This window comes from Vagococcus silagei (assembly GCF_004795745.1).
In the GTDB taxonomy this organism is placed as follows: Bacteria; Bacillota; Bacilli; order Lactobacillales; family Vagococcaceae; genus Vagococcus; species Vagococcus silagei.
Genome location: NZ_SDGV01000001.1, coordinates 106,746 through 127,637, shown reverse-complemented (window position 1 = coordinate 127,637; position 20,892 = coordinate 106,746). Strand labels below are relative to the sequence as shown.

The window sequence follows — 20,892 nt, the reverse complement described above, 5'->3', positions numbered from 1 at the left end:
ACAAATAAAATGTATAATTAATTTTGTGCAAGCTAAAATTCTATGACTAACAATTAAGGAGCAAAGCAATGAAAAAAAAGAATATCGTCATAATGGTCTTATTAAGTTTACTTATTTTAGTGTCTGGTCAAACATCAGTACACGCAGATCAATCGTTAGCCGTTTCGGTTAATGCCGTTTTACCAAAAAATCAACATAATAAGGATGTTACGTATTATGATTTACGTATGCAACCTAATCAAAAACAAGAGCTTGATTTTGAATTAAATAATTCATCAGATAAAGATCAAAAAATATTATTGCAGATTAATAATGCGACAACAAATGATGCGGGTTCAATAGATTATTCAGATCGTGGTGGAAAAGTTAAGCGGGATAATACTTTAAAACTTGCTTTATCAGATGTTGCTCAAGTTCCTAAAGAAGTGACAGTAAAGGCAAAAAGCAAGCAAGTTGTTAAAATAAAATTGACAATGCCGGCTGAAAAATATAACGGAAGCATCTTAGGTGGTATTCGCGTTACAACACCAGACGAAGAAGAGAAAAAAGATGCTAAAGATAGTGGCGGCATGAAAATCAAGAATAAAGTGGCGTATTCTGTCGCGATTAACTTAACAGAAACGGACGAACCAGTTAAAGCTGAGCTTGATTTATTAAAAGTATTCCCTGGTCAAACCGCTGGTCGAAATGTAGTAAAAGCAAATGTTCAAAATAGTCAGCCAACTGTACTTGAAGACATTGAGTATTATGCTGAAGTTACAAAAGAAGGTAATAAAAAAGTTCTTCATAAAGCGCAAGCTCAAAAATATCGTTTTGCCCCAAATTCCAACTTTAACTTTGATGTTAGCTGGGAAAGCCAGCCTTTTAAAGCCGGAAAATATACATTAAATATGCGTGCAGAATCAAAAGATACAAAACAAAAATGGAATTGGACAAAGAATTTTGAAATAACTGAAAATGATGCGAAGAAATTTAATAAAACTGCCGTTGATTTAGATCAAGATAATACAAAACTTTATATTATTATTGGTTTGATTACATTGTTGTTACTCATTATTTTAATCATTATCTTTATTTTCCTTAAAAAGAAAAAAGAAGAACAACGACGTATACAACTTAAAAAACGAAAAAAAGCAGGTAAGAATCCAAACCGTAGACCTAATAGAGGTGGACCAGGATCTGGACCTAGACCTAAACAAAAACCAAGACCAAAAAAATAGAAATTGAGGAAGCAGGATGGAAAACCAAGAAGATTTAATTGAATTAACAGCAGAAGAGGAACAAGAACTGCAAGAACTTGAACAAAAAGGGCGTGGTAGTAAGATTTTAAAAGGCGTCTTAACGGGATTAATTGTTCTTTTGCTAAGTGCTGGTATTTTTGGACTATTAAGATTATATCCGTTTCTGTCAAAATTTGAAGGAACTTGGGTGGATAGTCAATCTGGAAATTATATTGTCGAAAATCATGGAAATAAGTCGACTTTTAAAATTGAAAATATTCAAGAATCCGCTAATCTAACACTTATATTTAAAGGGGATTTATATGCTTCAGGAAGTAATCGATATAAGACTAAAAATAATCAAGTTTATTTAGAAGTCTTCAAAAAAGGGCTACCTGAAAACGTCATAAACGAGTTTGAAAAAAATACTGAAGCTTATGAAATTGAAAAAAATACTGAGGAAGAGCTTTTATTAAAGTATAAAGAATCAGCAGTTAAGGCGGCTTTTCGAGAATCGAATATAGACCATCTCTTTTATTATGAATTAACTGGATTTGGCAAAGGTATTAAGGGAAAAGAAGTTAAAATGAGAAATACAGGATTTGCGAGCAACACATTAACACTTTCGAAAGAGGACTCGCATTAATATGAGTAGAAAAAGGGGAGTGGTTGTGTGAATGCATCTGAGAGAAAAAGAAAACCTTATCCAGGTCCAAATAATAGACCGCAAATGAGGAAAAAACCACCTGTAGGTAAGAGAAAGCCACCTTCAGGTAGAAATAATTCATCTCGAAGACCACCCCAATCTATTAATAATAAAAATTATCGCAATTCACCAAAGAAGAGGAACGAAAATAGTGTAAGTAAAAAGAGCATGTTGCTAATCGGGTTAGTTGTTGGAGCATCGTTGTTTGCGATTTGGATTGTTCTCTTTATTTTCACAATGGGAACCGCAAGAGTGATTGACGATTCAATGGATCCTACCCTTCCAGAAGGAGTGGGGCTCTTTTACAAAAGAACAGATAATTTGAAACTTGGCGATGTTGTCATTTTGACATCTCCCGACGATACACGTTATCAACAAGTTCGACGTGTCGTGGGTCTTCCAGGACAAAAGGTTGATTATCTGTCAGACAACTCCGTTGTTATTGATGGTGTGATTTTACAAGAGACGTACTTTACTCAAGAAGTAAAACAGACACAAGAAGAGCGATTAGAAACTGTTTCAATGAAACAGTTTTTGGAAGCGACTAAATCGTTAACTGAATCAATGATTGAAGCAGACAAGATTCCTGAAGATATGATATTAGTTTTAGGAGATAATCGATTGCAGGCTTACGATAGTCGTTACTATGGATTAGTACCAATTCATGAGGTTTATGGTAAAGCAGATATGATGTTTTGGCCGTTAAAAAAAATAAAAAACAAATAATGATTAATAGATAAAAAAGAACACAGCTTAGAGCTAAAATTGACACTAAAGTATGTTATGTATTATAATTACTTTATGGTGAATTCTTATACTCTTTTCTGTGTTTTTTTGTATTTTAAAAAAATAGGAAAGATGGTTTGTAAAGCTTAAAAGAGCTTTGTTGTAAGAGTTTGCAAATATATAAAGGAGGAATTGAGATGAAACGAGTTATGACAAGTTTGACGCTTTGTACGGTTGTGTTATCTGGATTAGCATTAACAGCACATGCAGCACCTGATACACCTGATGCTAGACAAAGTAAAACTGAGGCAGATATTACATTTGAACCTGGTGGCGGAGAAGTGATTGTTCCAACAAAAGATCCAAACCCAGATCCAAATGATCCTCGTACACCAGATCCAGATCCACATGTGTATAATCCTGCTGAGCCAGGACAAAAAGGTCCATTGAGATTCACGTATGTTCCAAATATTTCATTTGGAAAAACAGCATTGATTGCACAAACGCAAAACTACTATGCTAATTATATGAACAGACCGTACACAAAAGAAGATGGAACAAAAGTTGAAGCGGGTATCTATCCAACATTCTTTACAGTTGAAGATGTTCGTGGTGGTGCAAAAGGTTGGACAGTTAAAGTTAAGAACAGTGGAGAGTTTACTAACAGCTCGAACGAAAAAATAAACGCAACACTATGGTTTAAAAAACCAAACGTTCGTTCTGGCACATTCTCTGATGGATCAACTTCAGGTGATGCACAAAAACCAAGTTATCTCACAGGGTTAGCAGACGGTAATTACTTTAATATCTCAACAGATTCAGATGTGACTTTAGTTCAAGCTAAAGTAGGTCAAGGTTATGGTAAATGGTCAGTTGGTTATGGTTCTACAAAAGAAGAAGATAAAACAACTGGTTATGGTTTAGATGGTAATGTACAAATTCCAGCAGGCACTCAGAATCCGACAATTGATATGGCTAAAAAAGGTAAAAATTCAGGTATTAAACTTGAAGTACCTGCACAAGTTATCAATACAGATGGAGACAAGGCAACTTATAAATCAACATTAGAATGGACGATTTCAAACGAACCAGGTCCAGCATAAAAATAAGGAGGAGACAGTTATGAAAAAGGCAACATTATTAATTGGTACAGGATTATTAGCTTCAACATTTGTATTAATGAGTCAAACAGTAAATGCAGAAGATGTTAAAACTACTGGGGAAGTATCATTTACAAAAGGTGGCGGCCCCGTTGATCCTGACAAAGCAATCAAACTTGTTAAACCAGGAACTAAAGAAAAGGTTATTTACCTTAATCAAAAAACTGAAGGAACAAGTACTGGTGATGACTTACGTTTCTCATTTGTTCCAAATATTAAATTTGGTTCTGTAAAAGTATCTTCAGTTTCTGAAAGACATCCTGCATTACCGTTAGAGTATACAGAAAAAGATCCCGAAACTGCAGCTGAAGCAGAAAATCCAAAATTTAAAATCCCACCATTCGTTCAAGTAATTGACGAAACTGGTAATAAAGATGGCTTTGAAGTAAAAGCTGGTGCGGAAGTCTTTAAAGTTAAAGAGACAACAGGACTGGTTGAAACGACTGATTTACAAAATACTCGTATCGAATTTACAGGCCAAACACTTAGAAATACATTATTAGATGGTGGAGCAGGAGATGCTGATGCTGCAAGTATGCTTGCAGGTTTCGCTGCAGAAGGCAGCCAATTTTTAGTACCTTCAAATGATGTAGTGATTATGAACTCAAAAACAGATGTTGATACAAATGCGTCTGCATCATCTTCAGTTTTCCAAGCTGATTACAAACATACGATTGATTACTCAACACCAGATAATATTAAAATGAAAAATGTTTTACTAAACGTACCAGCCGGTGAACGACCAAAAGCTGGTAAAACATATGTGACTAACATTACATGGGTATTAGAAAAAGGTGTTTAGTCGGAGTTTTAATGTTAAAACAATTTAAGGAGGATTAACATGAAACAAATTAGTACAAAAGTTCTTGTGATGTTCCTAACTTGTTTCATTGTCATCGCATCCGCTTCGTTAGTTGTCCAAGCCACACCAGGACAAAATAATGTTGAAATTGAGCTTAAGGAAAAGACAACGACAACAAGTACATCAACTTCTACGAGTAGTACGTCAAGTTCGTCAGGTACTTCAAGTGGTACTGATACAACAACGACTAAAACAACATTTACTAGTGGTAAAGGAACAGGTTCAGGTGGTAGTGGAATCATTAAATATCTCCCACAAACTGATGAAGCACCTCAAAATCACTTTGTTGTTCTAGGTAGCGCACTGCTTGTAATTATGAGTGGTTTGATTTTTTGGCAACGTCAAAGAAAAACGAATGAATGAAAGGGGCAATAAGAAATGCGTAAATGGATAAATTTAGTTTTGGTATCTAGTATTATTCTGCTTTCAGCGTCTGTTGCTCCAACATTTGTCTCTGCCGAAGATGAAAAAACTCAAGGCGAACAGGAAAATGTTCAGAATGTTGGTAAAGCTGGCGGTCGTGCTTCAACTAAAGGCAACGTTGGACTGAAAGGTAATCCTGATCCGGATTATCCGGTAAACCCAGGCCAAGGTGCTGAAGAAGACGAAGAACTCATTGAAACAACTGATGGAGCAACGGAAGGACCATATAGTATTAGCTATATTTCCAATTTTAAATTTGGAACACAATTCTATGAAAAGGGTAAAGATAATACATTCTTTGCTAAAAATGATGAAATTCGTGTGGATAAAAGTGGCGGTCACCAAACAGTAAAAAAACCGAATTTTGTTCAAATTTCAGATGCTAGTGGATCTAAAAATGGTTGGAAAGTATATGTACAATTAGAAGGCCCTTTAAAAAATGAAAATGAAACAACAATTGATAATATGTCTTTACGTTTAGATAATATTTTGGTAAGTCCAATTTTAACTGACTTAAATGATTTCCAAAATCCTGCCAATATTACGATACAAAAAAAAGGCGTGGAATTAACTGGAAAAGATAATGCACCAAAATTAGTTGGAGAAGCTAAAGGGATGCAAGGCCAAGGTCGTTGGCATATTCTGTTTGGAAAAACAGTTGAAAATGGTGAGAAAAGTGTATCATTATTCTTCCCTAAAGGTTCAATTAAGGAACCCGGAAAATACCAAACTAATTTAGTTTGGACTTTTGGAGACGTTAAATAGAAAAAGAAAGGATGAACGAGATGAAAAAAGTAACATTAGGTTTATTAACTTGTGGTTTAGTATTAACAACTGGAATTGTTGCACATGCAGAAGGAAGTGCGACAACTAAAGCTGATATTAAATTTACTCAAGGTGGTACGGAAGAAGTAGAAATTCCAACACCAACACCAAACCCAGATCCAAGTACGAAAAGAAATCCTGACCCAGATCCAATGCCTGGAGATTTAACAGAACCAGGAAATAAAGGTCCGTTAAAGTTTGTTGATTTACCAAAAATTAATTTTGGTGAAGTCGAATTAGCACCGTTTACACAAAACTATTTTGCTCAATTCCAAACACGTAAATATACTAAAGAAGATAAAACAAAAGCAGATGGCGTTTACCCAACATTAGTAGCAGTTCAAGATTTACGTGGGGGAGCAAAAGGCTGGTCAGTATCTGTTTCTCATAATGGACGTTTCACAAAAACGGGCGTTAATGGTGGTGGAACAATTAAGGCAGGACTTTCATTAAAAGGTGGAAACGTCAGAACAAATACATTTAATGAACCAGAAGCAACGACATTCAAACCAGAATCTGCAATCAAGACAGATGAATATACAAATATCTCATATGCAGATACAACAACTGAGGTAGCAATTTTCAAAGCAGACCCAGCTAAAAAACAAGGTTATGGTAAATGGTCAATTGGTTTTGGTGGAATCGATGAAAAAACATCAGGTCAAGGTTTAGATGGTAATGGTACAACTGGCGAAGTGAACAATAAGAAAAAAGGACTTAACCCAGGTGTACGTTTAACAGTACCAACTCAAATTATTGATACAGACAATGGTGGAGCATACGAAACAACATTAGTATGGACACTATCTCAAGTTAAATAATAAGGGGGATGAAGTCATGAAAAAAAGTATATTATTAATTTCAACACTTTGTCTCGGAGGACTTTTAGTTGCCGTACCAGCTGTCCATGCGGATGGCGGTGCAGCGACAACTAAAGGTTATATCAAATTTTCCGATGGAGATGACGATGGAGGACCATCTGATCCAGGTGATGAAAAAGATCCTGATGATAAAACAAAACCAATCGTTCCAACAAAACCAGTTGATCCAGGTAAGAAAACTGATGGACCGTTGAGATTTGTTTATATCCCAAATGTTGATTTTGGGGATAGCAACGTGATTAAAACAGTTGGAAAAGCCTACTATTATGCAAGATTTCCGATGGTAGATGATACAAAAGAACGTCCGAATTTCTTTGAGGTGAGTGATGCTCGTGGTGGCGGTAAAGGCTGGACAGTGACACTTTCGAATAATGGCGTTTTCAAAAATGGTAGTGGTCATGAGATTAAAGCGAATCTTTACGTTAACGGCATGAATATTCGTAGTAATTCTCAATTAGAAGAAAATTTTTACCCAGAATTAAATAAAAATTTAAGTGATACGATTAATGGCACACCGTATATGCGCGTTTCGTCAAACACAGTTTTAGCCAAAGCTGATGGTGCTAAAAAACAAGGATTTGGTCGTTGGTCAGTCCGTTTTGGTTCGACAGCGAATAAAATTGATCAAAAAGTGAAAGATGGAAAGATTGAAAAAAGAAATCCAGCTGTTGCTTTAGAAGTTCTTCCTGGCATGAAGGACACATCAAGTGGCTATTCAACTGACTTAGTTTGGGAAATTACGGACGGAAAATAAAAAGAAAAGGAGAAAGCAGAATGAAAAAAGTTCTTTTGTTATCAACAATAACTTTAGGTGCATTTGTTTTTACAACACAAAGTGCGAATGCAGCACCTATTACATCAGCAAAAACGATTGGAGATGTAACTTTTACAACAGGTGGAGATGAAGACAACGAAGGTGGTAAACCTGAGCTTCCAGGTGAACCTGGTGGTAAGGTAAATCCTGATGGAGATGGTAGTTTTTCAAACGGGACGTTACGTTTAGAATGGATCAGTAATTTTCACTTTGGTAGTCAAAAAATTAGTTCGGCCGATCAGGACTACGCATCAATTTGGAATCCTATGAAAATAAGAGGCCAAGAAGAGATGACATATTACACACCATTTGTTCAAGTAACAGATGAAACAGGTAATCCAAATCAAACTTGGGAATTAAAAGTCTCAATGGCGGATGATGACAAATTTAAAGAAGAAAATGGTACGGGTATCTTGGCTAATACATATATTGAATTGTATGATGTTCAACGTACCAACCGTGTTTATCATGGTGATGCATTTAAAAACATCATTCAAGAAGCCGCAGCAGAGACTTTTGAAACACCAAAACGTATCGACAAAAACGGTGTTGTCTTAGCTAAAACTAAAGTTCCTGGTGCAACAAATGGTACGAAAACAAGTGTGGCTTTTGCAAGCCCTGCAGACTTTGATCGTACAACTAGTGATATGGTGGGTATTAAAGAAGAAAACGGTAAAAACAATGCCGTTAAATTACACAGTCCAAGTAGTGATGTGAAAGTAGCAACTAAAAAGTATACAGCGACACTAACATGGGAATTAAATAATGTTCAATAATAAAAAATAAAGGAGAAACAGTCATGAAAAAAACAGTTATGTCAAGCTTACTCCTAAGCGGATTAGTTTTAATAGGAGTGGCAACAACAGTGGATGCAGCGGATATTGTTGTACCAACAGAAGGTAAAGTAAACTTTGTTCCTAATACGGATCCTCCAGTAATTAAAGATGGTGCTACATTAATTAAACCAGGAACTAATAATCAAGTAATTGAACTTGAAGGTTCTGAAGGTAAATCAACAACAGGTGGGTTACGTATTGGTTTTGTTCCAAATATTACTTTTAAAGATGCTAAAGTATCAGTTATGCATCAAGAGTATTCAGCACAAGTAATTAAATATAAATATAAAGATACAGCAGAAAACAAGTTTATTGCCCCATTTGTTCAAGTTATTGATGAACGTGGTGGAGATAAAGGGTTTAAGTTACTTGTAAAAGCTACAAAATTTAAAACAGGTTCTGACGCAACTGAACATATATTAGATAATACCCGTATTAAAATGTATAAAAAAACATTAACAAACCAAACTTCTGACAAGGGAGCTGGCGGACCATTAGCGACAGCTTTATTGTCTGGATTAAATGATGGAGAAACTTTTGAAGAAGCGGATAAAACATTGTTAACAACAAAACCTGGTGAAGGTGTTGGTTCAGCAACCAATAACGCGGCGAGTTCATTAGTATTTGATGAAAGCTATGTTGCTAATACAACAGACACTAAGTACCCAACTGCAACTTCTACAACAGAAGGTCTGAAATTAGTTGTGCCACAAGGTGATCAACCACGTGTTAATCAAACGTATACTTCTACAATTACTTGGACGCTAGCAGATCAACTATAATATTTTCTCAAATCTACTAAGAAAGGAGGAAATATAAGTGAAACGAATTAATAGAGTATTAATGACAGGATTACTTGTTGTAATGTCTTTAATTGTGAGTATTGTTGCGTGTGAAGAAGTTGTACATGCAGATTTGTATCAAGATCGAATTGATTATTACAAAGGAAAAGGATACACTCCCAAAAATAATAACAATCCAGTTGTTAAGCAAATCCTAAATGCAGAAGGAAAACCAGAAAAATTTTGGTATAAAATTGGTGGTACTGACGACAATTCTAAAGTAAATAGAGTACGAGCTAATGTTGCCTATTACAAGAATGGAACAGATTTAATTCATTCTTTATACAAAGATGGAACAGGTACTGGAGGCTTAGGATTAAAAATATTAGAACAAAAAAATGCAACTTCTATGGGACGTGGTTTTTCAGAAACTGGTGGAGTTTTATATGAATCACCAGATAAGTTTTCGTTGGTTTACTTGAATAAAGATGGAAAGTATGTTTTGGAGACTTTGATGGAACCAAATGAAACTTCTGTTGGGATTAAAACAGAAATTTCAATTTGGAATGATACTGGTTCAGCAAAAACATATGGTGTTATGTATGGTCATGATAGTTGTTTGGGGCCATATACTTATGAAAATGATCGTGTTCCAATACGTTCGCTAGGTGCAAATAAAGGAATGTACATTACAAATACTACTGACGTGAGGTTAAACTATACATTTAAGCGCTATAAAGATAACCCTACAAATTTTATGGGTGCTGTGTATAGTGACGGGACTTTTAATAAGTATACACCTAAAAATGCAAATGGTACCGGTGTTGACGGTTGGACAGATGACGCTCCTCAAAAAATCATTTTGAATGGTGAGGATACCGGAATATTTGTAAAAAGAAGCCCAGCTTTAATACCAGATAAAGGTCGTACTTTTTTTGAATTTAATACGGGACTTGGACTTTTTACGACTAATCCCGAATTGACCCCTGAGTACGATGAATATGAAACATTAGCAGGTAAGACAGTTGAAATCAAAGGTGATTGGTTTGACACTGAAGGTAAGGCTAATCAAGATGCAGTAATAACTGGAACTTGGATCAATGGCGATCTTGTCCCATACAAATATAAAAAATCAACAAATAATCCAGAGTCAGGGAATTTTAAATTGGATGTTCCAGTTGGAAACCTATCTCCTGGTAAGTATCCAATGACTTTACAGATACAAGATTCTACTGGCAGAACTGGGTCTGTTAAAGTAGATATTATTATCTTACCAAACATGGAAATTGAGCAAAAAGTAAAAGGGACAACAACGGTAATTAATTCAATTCTGACAGGATTAGCTGGTAAGAAAGATGAGAATTATGAAGTAAACTTACCTACAATTACCTCCGATAACAAATTTTTAATCGATACAGCAACACCTGGTTATAACAAAACAACTGGAAAACTTACTGGTCAATGGACTGAAGCCGAAGTGGCTGCTGGTAAAAGAGTAGTCGATTATTATCCAGTTCCAACTGTTAAAGCTGAACCAGCTGAGTACGACATGCTGGAAGGTGATCCCAGTAAAGTTATTACTGGAAAATGGACGGATGCGACAAAACAAGGTGGAACTGTAGAAATTAAAAAAGGGAATACAGTCATCGGTAGTCAAACATATAACGCAGGAGCGGATAATGGGACTTGGAGTATTACGATTCCTAAAGCTCAATTGGATATTGGTGAAAACACCTTAACAGTTACATTGAAACACAATTATTCTAGTTTTGTAACTGAACCTCAAACGATTAAAATTAATCGAATGAAACGTGTAATGATAAATTACTACCTAGCTAAAGGACCGATTGATAAAGAACTTCTTCCTGAAAGTGCTTTGGCAGGCTTAAATTTACCAAAACAATTGGACAAAAAAGTGAATGAATCTATTCAATTTAGTTTACCTAATTTTTTAGTTGGGCAAAAATATAAATTGAATCTTTCGCGAACGGGTGTGGATGCTAGTGGACAAATTAACATACCAGTAACACCTACATTGAATAACATCGATATTTTTTACGACTTGAATCAAGTAACAGTTGAAACACAATTTATCAATGTTGAAACAGGTAAAGCTGTTTTTGAAAATTTAGATTCTACTGATCGTCGTGCGAAGATTGAACATGGGATGAAAGAAGTAGGTACTTCAATTGGGTCACTAGTAACCGAAAACGATAAAAAATCAGATGGTTATGATTTTGATCGCATGGAGGTTAAAGTGGGTGGTATAGTAACAAATGATGGTAAAGTTGGTGATAAACCAACAGTAATCACAATGTATTTTAAACCAAAATTTACTATCAAACCACCAAAACTTGATTTCGGTGAACATAGTTTATCTATTTTTAATGAAACTAAAAATGTCGAAGGAAATCCAACTGTAGAAGTCATTAATACGCATGAGAATGCAAATGAAAAAATTACACCTTGGAAAGTATCTGGTAAATTCTCTGGCTTTAAGAGAAACGGGACAGCATTAGGTGGCGTGGTTTCATATGATGGAAATAGCTTACAGACAACTAACGACGTTGAAATAAAACGTGATGCAACTCCTAATAAAGGAAAACAAACGTTTGGCGTTTCGGATAAGATGAAATTGGATGTTCAAGGTGGAGGTTCTATGCTTGGTGAATTTAAAGGAACCATGACTTGGATTCTAAGTGATGAACTATAATAAGTGATGTTTTTAAGGATTAGAAAATGAGATGAAATGAGACACGTTTAAATGAAAGTTTAAATGTGTCTTTTTTTTGTTTTGGGAAGCTGTAAATATTTTTGTTGATAAGAGCTTGAAAATACTACTATATAAGAGCTTGAAATACTACTATACCTTGAAAGTCTATTATATAAATTGTATAATTAATGTAATACAAAAAATATGTTTTTTGTTATTAATGCGCGAAACTAGGAAATAATAAAACTATATATTTGCAATTGGTTATTTATCTGTTTAGGGGTTGAAAGGAGTAGAAACTGAATGAAAAAAATATCAGGCTTTTTTAAAACGATATTGTTTGTTGGTGTAATGTTAATGGTGTCATTGGTAGCCTATGGAGAAGTAGGACATGCGGATTTACTACAGGATCGAATTAATGAATATACGAATAGAACGGGTACCGAAAAATTTTCTAAGGTAAACTTGGGATATAAAGCAATGCAACCAGTATTGTTAGGACCAGAAGGCACACAAGAAAAGTTTTCGTTCAATATTGGTAACAAAGACAAGCCAAATGCTTCTGGTAATGCAACAGTTGCAAATGTATCTTATTATAAGGGATCTGATTTGATTACTTCAATTTGGAACAATGGAAGCGCCTATTATGGAGGAGCGCACTTCTTAAATACAAATGGTAGTCTTGAAGAAATTAAGATAAATAGTGATGCTACTTTTTTAGTTAATGAAAGTACTTCATCAATTGTGTTATTACAAGCAATTAAAAATAATAACTATGTTTTTGAAATGTTGATGACCCCAGATGAATATTCTGTTGGTATTAAAACTGGGATGACAATTTGGAATGCTACAGAAACTAATCAAAATATAGGGGTTTTTTACAAGCATGACACTGCTTTAGCAGGAGATGATGGCGTTCCGGTTAGATCAAGTGGTGCCAATCGAGGTATGTATATTGAGCATAGTGGTGTTAAATTAAACTATAGTTTCCAGAAATTTAGAACAAATCCAACGAATTTTATTGGAAGACATTGGAGTTCAGGGGCATTTTTTAAATTTAAACCGGATGCTATTGATGGTGTTGGACGAGAAAGTAGGGTGGCCTATCCCAATGATCAGGTTGGTGATGTGATTTATAGTGCTGCAGATAATACGGGCGGTGGTAAAGTCGATTCTGAAATGGTAACTAAAAGAAAACCAGTTTCTATAAAACCAAAAGAAGGAAATAATATTACTTTTACTACTGGTTTAGGAATGTCCTCAACAAACCCTGAAATAATTCCTGATCTAGAGGAATACGAGGTAGAAGAAGGAAAAGTTGCAAAAGTTGATGGTATTTGGTTTGATATTGAAACGCCAAATGGACAAAGTGGGAAGTATACTGCGACATGGGCTAATGGAGAAATTCCAACCCAAACTTATACAAAAAATGACCAACAAGGACCATTTGTTTTTAATATACCTACAGCTGGAGTGGCTCCGGGTAAGCATTTAATCAATTTTGAAATTGTCGATTCAAAAGGCAATAAAGGATATGCTAAAGCAAGTCTGAATATTTTACCGAATATGAAAATTGAACAAATGAATAAAATCGATTCAAGTTTAATCAATACAGTTTTAACAAATGTATTTGGTAGAAAAGATGAAGCGTATACAGTTAATTTACCGGCAGTTACACCAGATAATCAATATTTAGTGGATCTATCCACACCAAACTATAATAAGGCGACTGGGAAACTGACGGGAAATTGGACTGAAGCAGAAGTTATTGCTGGAAAAAAAGCAGTAAACTATTTTCCTGCACCAACATTTACTGTTCAAACCCCAGTTGCTGATATCATTGAAGACCAAGCAAACGTAGAATTAAAGGGAACATGGAAAGATTTAACAAATTCTAAAGGTAAAATTGAAATAAAAAAAGGCGAGGAAATTATAGGAACATATAATTATCCAGCGAACACTGGGACGGGTAATTGGTCTATTGTTATACCAAAGGAAAAATTTACTGTTGGAGAAAATAAAATTACTGTTAATATGAATCATGAGTATTCAACTGTAAACATACCGTCTGTTGAACTCTCTATAAATCGTCAAAAACGTGTGAGAATCAACTACTATTTAGGTAAACCAGAAGGACAGGAGTCTCTTTTACCAGAGAATATTTTGGGTGGTTTAGTAAGGCAAGTTGATAAACGTATTGGGGATGTAGTAAATGTTGAGGCAAGACCATTCTTAGAAGGACAAAAATACAAATTTGACCCGATTAGATCTGGTATTACTTCAGGATTTACAGTCACAAAAACAGTTACAGCAGATCTTAATGAAGTTAAAGTCTACTATGCCTTAAATCAAGTACCAGTTGAAATTCAATATATTAATATTGAAACAGGTAAAGCTATTTTTAACGGTTTGAATTCGGTTGATCGTAAACCTGCGAAACCATTAGGTCTTCAAATTGTTGGAACTGATGTGAATACGTTAATCCAAGCTGGTGATAAAGCAGCAAATGGCTATACGTTCCATTCAATTAAGGTTAAAAAAGGGAATACTGATGTTCAAAATGGTCAAGTTGGTGATGAACCTACAGTAATCTCAATACTCTTTACACCTAAGTTTAATATAGAGCCGCCACAATTAGATTTTGGTGAACACAAATTATCTATTTTTGATTCAACAAAATCTTTAAAAGGTAACCCAGAAGTGAAAATTACTAATACACGTGAAACCGCAGCGGGAAAAATCACACCTTGGAAAGTAACTGGTGAGTTCTCAGGCTTTAAGATTGGTACTCAAAATAAATTAGCAAGTGAATTAAAATTTGGTGACGCTAGCTTTAATGATGGCAATGAAGTAACGATTGAAAGTGTTGCTACACCAACTGAGGGAGAGAAAAAAATACCGCTAAATAGTAAAATGAAGTTAAATGTTAATGGTGGCGGAACTATTATAGGTGAATACAAAGGTACAATGACTTGGACATTAAATGATGTCTTATAAACAAAAAATGTGAGCGATGAAATTCATCACTCACATTTTTTATTTAACAGCTGAAAAAATAAATTGGGCTTGTTTATGACTCAAACGATGAGGTGTTTCTTCATTGTTAATGGTAAAGATTGTCACTTCGTTAAAAGTATCAATTTCTTTAATATGAATTGTGTCACCAACACTTAGTTGAATTGAAGCCATATAATTTAAAACAGAAGAGTCGTCCATCACGCGATCAATTGTTGGTGAAGCACCAACTTGATATTCGGATAAAGGTGTGACTGCTGTTTCATGATAGTTTTCTTTAGTTGGAATAATGCCACCATGTGGGCAAGTATCTGGGGAGCCTAGATATTGGTATAAGCGATCGAAAAAGACTGCATCTTTGACGTGTTCCAGCTCTTCAGATAAATGATGTAAATCATGTAATGAATAGCCTAGTTTGTCATATAGGAATGTTTCGATAATTCGATGATTACGAATGATTTTAATGGTGATATGTAATCCCGCTTCTGTTAGTTTAACGCCTGTATAGGGCTTATATTCAAGCAGGGCATCGTTCTTCAGTTTTTCGACCATCTCTGTTACAGAGGCAGGGGAAACACCGAGATGATGCGATAAAGTTTTGTTTGAGACAAATTGATCAATCCCATTATTTTCATAGATTGCTTTTAGGTAATCTTCTTTGTTGCTGGATGAATTCTTCATGTGTATCCTCCCATGATAATTTGTATATAGAACCAACTGCTCAATTATATCATATCTTACAGACTGAAATGTAAATATTAAAAGACTGTCATACTTTTTTAGAAATTGATATGATATACTTGATAAAAAGCATGGCAAAGAAAGGAAGAATAAAATGGCAGTGTTTTATTGGTACCCAAAATGTTCAACATGTAAAAAAGCAAAAGCTTGGTTAGATGAAAATAAAGTAACGTATGATTTGATCGATATGATTGAAACACCACCAGCTAAAGAACTTTTAGCAACTTGGATGGAAGCAAATGATTATCCAATTCGTCGTTTTTTTAATACAAGTGGTATTCGTTACCGCGAACAAAAACTAAAAGAAATTGTGAATGATTTCTCGATTGAAGAAGCTAGTGGTCGTTTAACTGTTGACGGTATGTTAATTAAACGTCCGATTATGGTATTGGAAGATGATAAAGTATTATTAGGATTTAAAGAAGCTGACTATGAAGCAGCATTTCTGTAAAAGAGTGTAGGAGGAACGATGATGGCAGGAAAAAATTTATGGGTTGAAACAATCGGCAATCAAACTAAAGTTGGTTTAACTGCAACTGCACAAGATGATTTAGGCAGTATCGGCTTTGCGTCGCTGCCAAAAGTTGGCACAGAGATTCAAAAAGGTGATGAAGTGGTTGAATTAGAAGCCGAAAAAACCGTTGTTGAATACGAAAGTCCAGTAAATGGACGTGTCGTTGAAGTAAATGAAGAAGGCTTGAAGAACACAAAACTATTAGATGTTGAGTGTGCTTGGTTGTTTACAGTCGAAAATGATTAATAAAGAAAGCGTCCGTTTTTTATGCGGACGCTTTTTGTATATTTTTAGTTGTTCGGTACGAATTTATAAGTTCCGGGGGTGAGTGCTGTTGCTGAGAAAAACAATTTGTTGTTCTTGATAGATGGAACAGTGTTTGTCAATTATTATAAGAAGCTCAATATTAATATTTTTTCGTAAATTCCATCTAGCGCAGACGGTTCATATTCTTGACATAGTGTGTTAAAATTAAACCGTTGAAACTTGTGAAAAATAGAATTAATTATTAAAAATATAGCGAAAAAAGGAGTACGAATAAAATGGCTTTAGCAAAAATTGTCTTTGCGAGTATGACTGGTAATACAGAAGAAATCGCAGAAATTATTGAAGAAAAATTAGAGGATGAAGGCTTCGAGGTTGAATGTGAAGAATGTACAGATGTTGATTCAGATTATTTTGAAGATGCCGATGTCTGTGTGGTTGCAACTTATACATATGGAGATGGTGATTTACCTTATGAATTCGAAGACTTTTTTGAAGATTTAAAAGATGAAGACTTAAGTGGTAAAATCTTTGGCGTCGTTGGTTCAGGAGATACTGATTACGGTGAATACTACTGTCAATCAGCTTATGATTTTGTGGCACAATTTGAAAAAACGGGTGCAACAAAAGGTGCTGACATGGTGAAAATCGAACATAATGCTGAAGATGAAGATATTAATGCTTTACAAACTTTTGTGGAACAATTAAAGGTTAGTAGTAGCAACTAAGAATAATACAGAAAGAAGGGTTCAAAAGACAATGACGCAAACAATGACAATGGATGGCAATACAGCAGCAGCATATATATCATATGCTTTTACAGAAGTCGCTGCAGTCTATCCAATTACACCAAGTTCAACAATGGCTGAGGTTGTCGAAAGCTGGTCGGTCGCAGGACGAAAAAATGTTTTTGGAGAGCCGGTTAAGATTGTTAATATGCAATCAGAAGCTGGAGCAGCAGGTGCAGTTCATGGCTCACTAAAAGCGGGAGCTTTAACGTCGACGTACACAGCTTCGCAAGGTTTATTGTTGATGGTTCCAAATATGTATAAAATTGCAGGGGAGCTTTTACCGAGCGTCTTCCATGTCGCGAGCCGAGCGGTGACGACGAATGCATTGAGTATTTTTGGCGATCATGGTGATGTCATGGCAGCGCGTCAAACAGGCTTTTGTATGCTGGCTGAAAGTTCGGTTCAGGAAGTAATGGATCTTTCGGCAGTTGCCCATCTCGCAAGTTTAGAAGCGAGCTTACCTTTTATGAATTTCTTTGATGGTTTCAGAACGAGTCATGAAATTCAAAAAATTCAAGCGATTGATTATAAAGACTTAGAAGCAATGATTGATCAACCCAGTTTAGCGCAATTCAGAGCACGTGGGATGAATCCTAATCATCCGACTGTTTCAGGAACGTCACAAAATACAGATATTCATTTCCAACAACGTGAAACGGTCAATCAGTATTATGAACAAGTCCCACGTTTAGTGAAGAAATATATGGAAAAAATTAATACGCTGCGAGCGACAGACTATGATTTGACGACGTATTATGGTGATCCTGAAGCAACAGAAGTCATCATTTCAATGGGTTCAGTGGCGCCAACCATTCGCCAAACTGTTGATTATTTGAATCAACAAGGCCGTAAGGTGGGGCACGTGAATATTCATTTGTATCGCCCGTTCCCAACGGAAAACTTACTTGAAAAATTGCCAGCAACAGTTGAAAAAGTTGCTGTTTTGGACCGTACGAAAGAACCAGGTGCAGATGGTGAACCGTTACTTTTAGATGTACAAAGTGCGCTTTATCGACATGCAAATCGTCCACTTGTGATAGGTGGGAGATTTGGTTTGGGTTCAAAAGATGTGGCTCCTAATCAGATTGTGGCAATTTATGATCATTTACTATTAAATGCAGACGAGCTGAAATTCCGTTTTACTGTCGGAATTAAAGATAATGTGACGCATTTATCATTACCATTAGGTCCAAGTTTAGATTTAACGACACCACAAACGTATCAAGCGAAATTCTGGGGCTTTGGCTCAGATGGAACAGTTGGTGCGAATAAACAAGCAATCAAGATTATTGGTGACCATACGGAGAATAATGTGCAAGCTTATTTTGCCTACGATTCGAAAAAATCGGGTGGCTTAACAGTGTCACATCTGCGTTTTGGTCCGGATTCAATCGATTCAACCTATTTGATTGAACAGGCTGATTTTATTGGTTGTCATAATGCGTCTTATTTACATCAATATGATTTAGTCAAAGGATTGAAACCGGGTGGTATCTTCTTGTTAAATACAACTTGGGATGAAGCGCGTGTGTTGCGTTTGTTACCAAAACGTTTGAAAAAAGCTTTGGCAGACAAAAAAGCACAATTCTATATCATTAACGCGATGGATATTGCGACGCAAGTTGGCTTGGGACGTAGAATTAATACGGTTATGTCGACCGCCTTTTTCGAGTTGACACGTCTACTTCCGTTGTCAGAATATCCGGTTTATTTAAAAGAAGAAGTAACGAAAGCTTATGGAAATAAATCACAAGAAGTGGTGAATCGTAATCACCAAGCGATTGATTTAACCGTGTCTCATTTAGTTAAAATCGACTTGCCGTCAGAATGGGCGCAGCTTGAAATTAACAATGAACCGATTGATTTATCAAAACCTAAGTATGTGCGTGAAGTCTTAGAACCAATTAATCGTCAAGAAGGCGATGAGTTGAGTGTGAAGACTTTAATTGAAAACAATATGACTGATGGTACGATTCCAATGGGGACGGCAGCTTTTGAAAAAAGAAGTGTTGCTCTTGAAGTGCCGGAATGGTTACCAGATGCGTGTACGCAGTGTAATGAGTGTGCCTTTGTTTGTCCGCATGCCGCGATTCGCCCATTCTTAGCAGATGAGGAAGAACAGGCCGAAGCACCGGAAGGCTTTATCACGCGCGAGATGCGTGGAGCAGATGGTTTAATGTACCGTATTCAAGTGTCGGTTGAAGATTGTACGGGTTGTGGTCTTTGTGTGGAAGCTTGTCCTGCAAAAGGTAAAGCGTTAGTAATGCGACCTTATGAAGATCAAAAAGATGAAGCACTTAATTGGGCTTTTGCGATGACTTTAAAACAAAAAGCCAATCCAGTTCGTAAATTAGAAAGTATTAAAGGTTCACAATTTGAGAAACCATTGATCGAATTCTCTGGAGCTTGTGCGGGTTGTGGTGAAACATCATATATTAAATTGATTACGCAATTGTATGGTGACCGTTTGTTAATCTCAAACGCGACAGGTTGTTCATCAATTTGGGGTGCTTCGTCACCAGCCACACCATATACAACCAATGATGCCGGTCAAGGACCAGCTTGGAGTAATTCATTACTTGAAGATAATGCTGAGTTTGGTTTTGGGATGTATCTTGCGAATAAAACACAACGTGAAACATTGCGTAATCAAATGGCGTCTGTGCTTGAAACGGAAACATTAACTGATGATTTACGTGCGTTAATGACGGATTGGATGGATCACATGTGGGAAGGTGAAGGCTCAAGACAGCGTTCAACTAAATTGATTGCAGCCCTTGAAGCCGATCAAGCCAAATTCCCAGTTCTAAAAGAAATTTTAGCACAACAAGATCTCTTCGTTAAACCTAGTCAATGGATGATGGGTGGCGATGGTTGGGCCTATGATATTGGTTTTGGCGGTATCGATCACGTTCTAGCTAGTGGCGAAGATGTGAATATCTTTGTACTCGATAACGAAGTGTACTCAAATACTGGTGGACAAACGTCGAAAGCAACACCAACAGCTGCTATTGCGAAATTCTCATCTGATGGTAAACGAACAGCTAAGAAAGATTTAGGCATGATTGCGATGACCTACGGCAATGTTTATGTTGCACAAATTTCATTAAATGCGAATCCAGCCCAAACAATCAAGGCGATTGCTGAAGCTGAAAGTTATCCTGGACCATCACTGATTATTGGTTATGTGCCATGTATTGTTCATGGTATTAAAGGTGGGATGAGTCAAGCGATTAATGTTGCGAAAGACGCGGTAGAGTCAGGTTACTGGCCATTGTATCGTTATAACCCAAGATTACTTGAAAAAGGCAAAGAACCATTGAAACTAGACTCTAAACGCTTGAAATTTGATAAGCTATCAGAATTCTTTAAACACCAAACACGTTTCTCAGCATTACAAAATGTTTTACAAAATGAAGCTGAGGTTGAAGAGCTGATTGGCAAATCAACGGATGATATTATTGAAAAAAATGAGAAGTATCAAGAGTTGACGAAAAAATAATAAGTATCTATAAAGCGTGAATGAATCCCTTTTTAATAATCAATAGCAGGATTTATCAAACAAAGTTGGAAATTTACCGGTTTTTAAAGATAAAACCTGTTATAATGTATTTGTTTG

18 protein-coding genes are annotated in these 20,892 nt (G+C 35.8%); 17 read left to right on the top strand and 1 reads right to left on the bottom strand.

Annotated features, from left to right (window positions below; all coding sequences use genetic code 11):
- Positions 1 to 68 precede the first annotated feature (68 nt).
- The 13 genes from ESZ54_RS00570 (at position 69) to ESZ54_RS00510 (ending at position 14,945) form a co-directional block, all read left to right on the top strand.
- Positions 69 to 1,220 (top strand): WxLIP family cell surface protein, encoded by a 1,152-nt coding sequence (locus tag ESZ54_RS00570; protein WP_136135726.1) that lies wholly within the window; start codon positions 69 to 71, stop codon positions 1,218 to 1,220.
- A 16-nt stretch (positions 1,221 to 1,236) separates the two neighbouring features.
- A complete protein-coding gene (locus tag ESZ54_RS00565) occupies positions 1,237 to 1,866 on the top strand; it encodes a hypothetical protein (protein ID WP_136135725.1) in 630 nt (209 codons plus the stop codon).
- 84 nt (positions 1,867 to 1,950) lie between these two features.
- On the top strand, positions 1,951 to 2,652 hold the full coding sequence (lepB, locus tag ESZ54_RS00560) for a signal peptidase I (RefSeq protein ID WP_136135724.1): 702 nt from the start codon (positions 1,951 to 1,953) through the stop codon (positions 2,650 to 2,652).
- 197 nt (positions 2,653 to 2,849) lie between these two features.
- On the top strand, positions 2,850 to 3,755 hold the full coding sequence (locus tag ESZ54_RS00555) for a WxL domain-containing protein (RefSeq protein WP_136135723.1): 906 nt from the start codon (positions 2,850 to 2,852) through the stop codon (positions 3,753 to 3,755).
- Positions 3,756 to 3,774: 19 nt separating this feature from the next.
- Positions 3,775 to 4,614, top strand: a complete 840-nt coding sequence (locus ESZ54_RS00550) for a WxL domain-containing protein (protein WP_136135722.1) — start codon at positions 3,775 to 3,777, stop codon at positions 4,612 to 4,614.
- A 39-nt stretch (positions 4,615 to 4,653) separates the two neighbouring features.
- Positions 4,654 to 5,037 carry an LPXTG cell wall anchor domain-containing protein gene (locus tag ESZ54_RS00545; RefSeq protein ID WP_136135721.1) on the top strand — a complete coding sequence of 128 codons (384 nt, stop codon included), beginning with the start codon at positions 4,654 to 4,656 and terminating at the stop codon, positions 5,035 to 5,037.
- A 15-nt stretch (positions 5,038 to 5,052) separates the two neighbouring features.
- Complete coding sequence (locus tag ESZ54_RS00540; RefSeq protein WP_136135720.1) at positions 5,053 to 5,862, top strand: WxL domain-containing protein; 810 nt, start codon at positions 5,053 to 5,055, stop codon at positions 5,860 to 5,862.
- A gap of 20 nt (positions 5,863 to 5,882) precedes the next feature.
- Positions 5,883 to 6,743: a WxL domain-containing protein gene (locus tag ESZ54_RS00535; RefSeq protein WP_162615043.1), complete on the top strand. Its 861-nt coding sequence runs from the start codon at positions 5,883 to 5,885 to the stop codon at positions 6,741 to 6,743.
- Positions 6,744 to 6,759: 16 nt separating this feature from the next.
- Positions 6,760 to 7,557: a WxL domain-containing protein gene (locus ESZ54_RS00530; protein WP_136135718.1), complete on the top strand. Its 798-nt coding sequence runs from the start codon at positions 6,760 to 6,762 to the stop codon at positions 7,555 to 7,557.
- Between the two features lie 20 nt (positions 7,558 to 7,577).
- On the top strand, positions 7,578 to 8,393 hold the full coding sequence (locus tag ESZ54_RS00525) for a WxL domain-containing protein (protein WP_136135717.1): 816 nt from the start codon (positions 7,578 to 7,580) through the stop codon (positions 8,391 to 8,393).
- A 23-nt stretch (positions 8,394 to 8,416) separates the two neighbouring features.
- On the top strand, positions 8,417 to 9,235 hold the full coding sequence (locus ESZ54_RS00520) for a WxL domain-containing protein (protein ID WP_136135716.1): 819 nt from the start codon (positions 8,417 to 8,419) through the stop codon (positions 9,233 to 9,235).
- Positions 9,236 to 9,272: 37 nt separating this feature from the next.
- Entirely contained in the window at positions 9,273 to 11,948 is a 2,676-nt protein-coding gene (locus ESZ54_RS00515) for an Ig-like domain-containing protein (RefSeq protein WP_136135715.1), read from the top strand.
- 303 nt (positions 11,949 to 12,251) lie between these two features.
- Positions 12,252 to 14,945, top strand: coding sequence for a WxL domain-containing protein (locus ESZ54_RS00510; RefSeq protein ID WP_136135714.1), 2,694 nt, complete (start codon positions 12,252 to 12,254; stop codon positions 14,943 to 14,945).
- Positions 14,946 to 14,984: 39 nt separating this feature from the next.
- On the opposite strand, the gene ESZ54_RS00505 is transcribed toward ESZ54_RS00510, so the two are convergent.
- Complete coding sequence (locus ESZ54_RS00505) at positions 14,985 to 15,644, bottom strand: metal-dependent transcriptional regulator (protein WP_136135713.1); 660 nt, start codon at positions 15,642 to 15,644, stop codon at positions 14,985 to 14,987.
- 154 nt (positions 15,645 to 15,798) lie between these two features.
- On the opposite strand from ESZ54_RS00505, the gene ESZ54_RS00500 reads away from it, so the two are divergent.
- From ESZ54_RS00500 to nifJ, 4 genes are all read left to right on the top strand, one after another.
- Positions 15,799 to 16,155: an arsenate reductase family protein gene (locus ESZ54_RS00500; RefSeq protein ID WP_136135712.1), complete on the top strand. Its 357-nt coding sequence runs from the start codon at positions 15,799 to 15,801 to the stop codon at positions 16,153 to 16,155.
- 21 nt (positions 16,156 to 16,176) lie between these two features.
- Entirely contained in the window at positions 16,177 to 16,464 is a 288-nt protein-coding gene (locus tag ESZ54_RS00495) for a glycine cleavage system H family protein (protein ID WP_136135711.1), read from the top strand.
- A 296-nt stretch (positions 16,465 to 16,760) separates the two neighbouring features.
- Positions 16,761 to 17,210: a flavodoxin gene (locus ESZ54_RS00490; protein WP_136135710.1), complete on the top strand. Its 450-nt coding sequence runs from the start codon at positions 16,761 to 16,763 to the stop codon at positions 17,208 to 17,210.
- Positions 17,211 to 17,241: 31 nt separating this feature from the next.
- A complete protein-coding gene (gene nifJ, locus ESZ54_RS00485; protein WP_136135709.1) occupies positions 17,242 to 20,775 on the top strand; it encodes a pyruvate:ferredoxin (flavodoxin) oxidoreductase in 3,534 nt (1,177 codons plus the stop codon).
- The last annotated feature ends 117 nt before the right edge of the window (positions 20,776 to 20,892 follow it).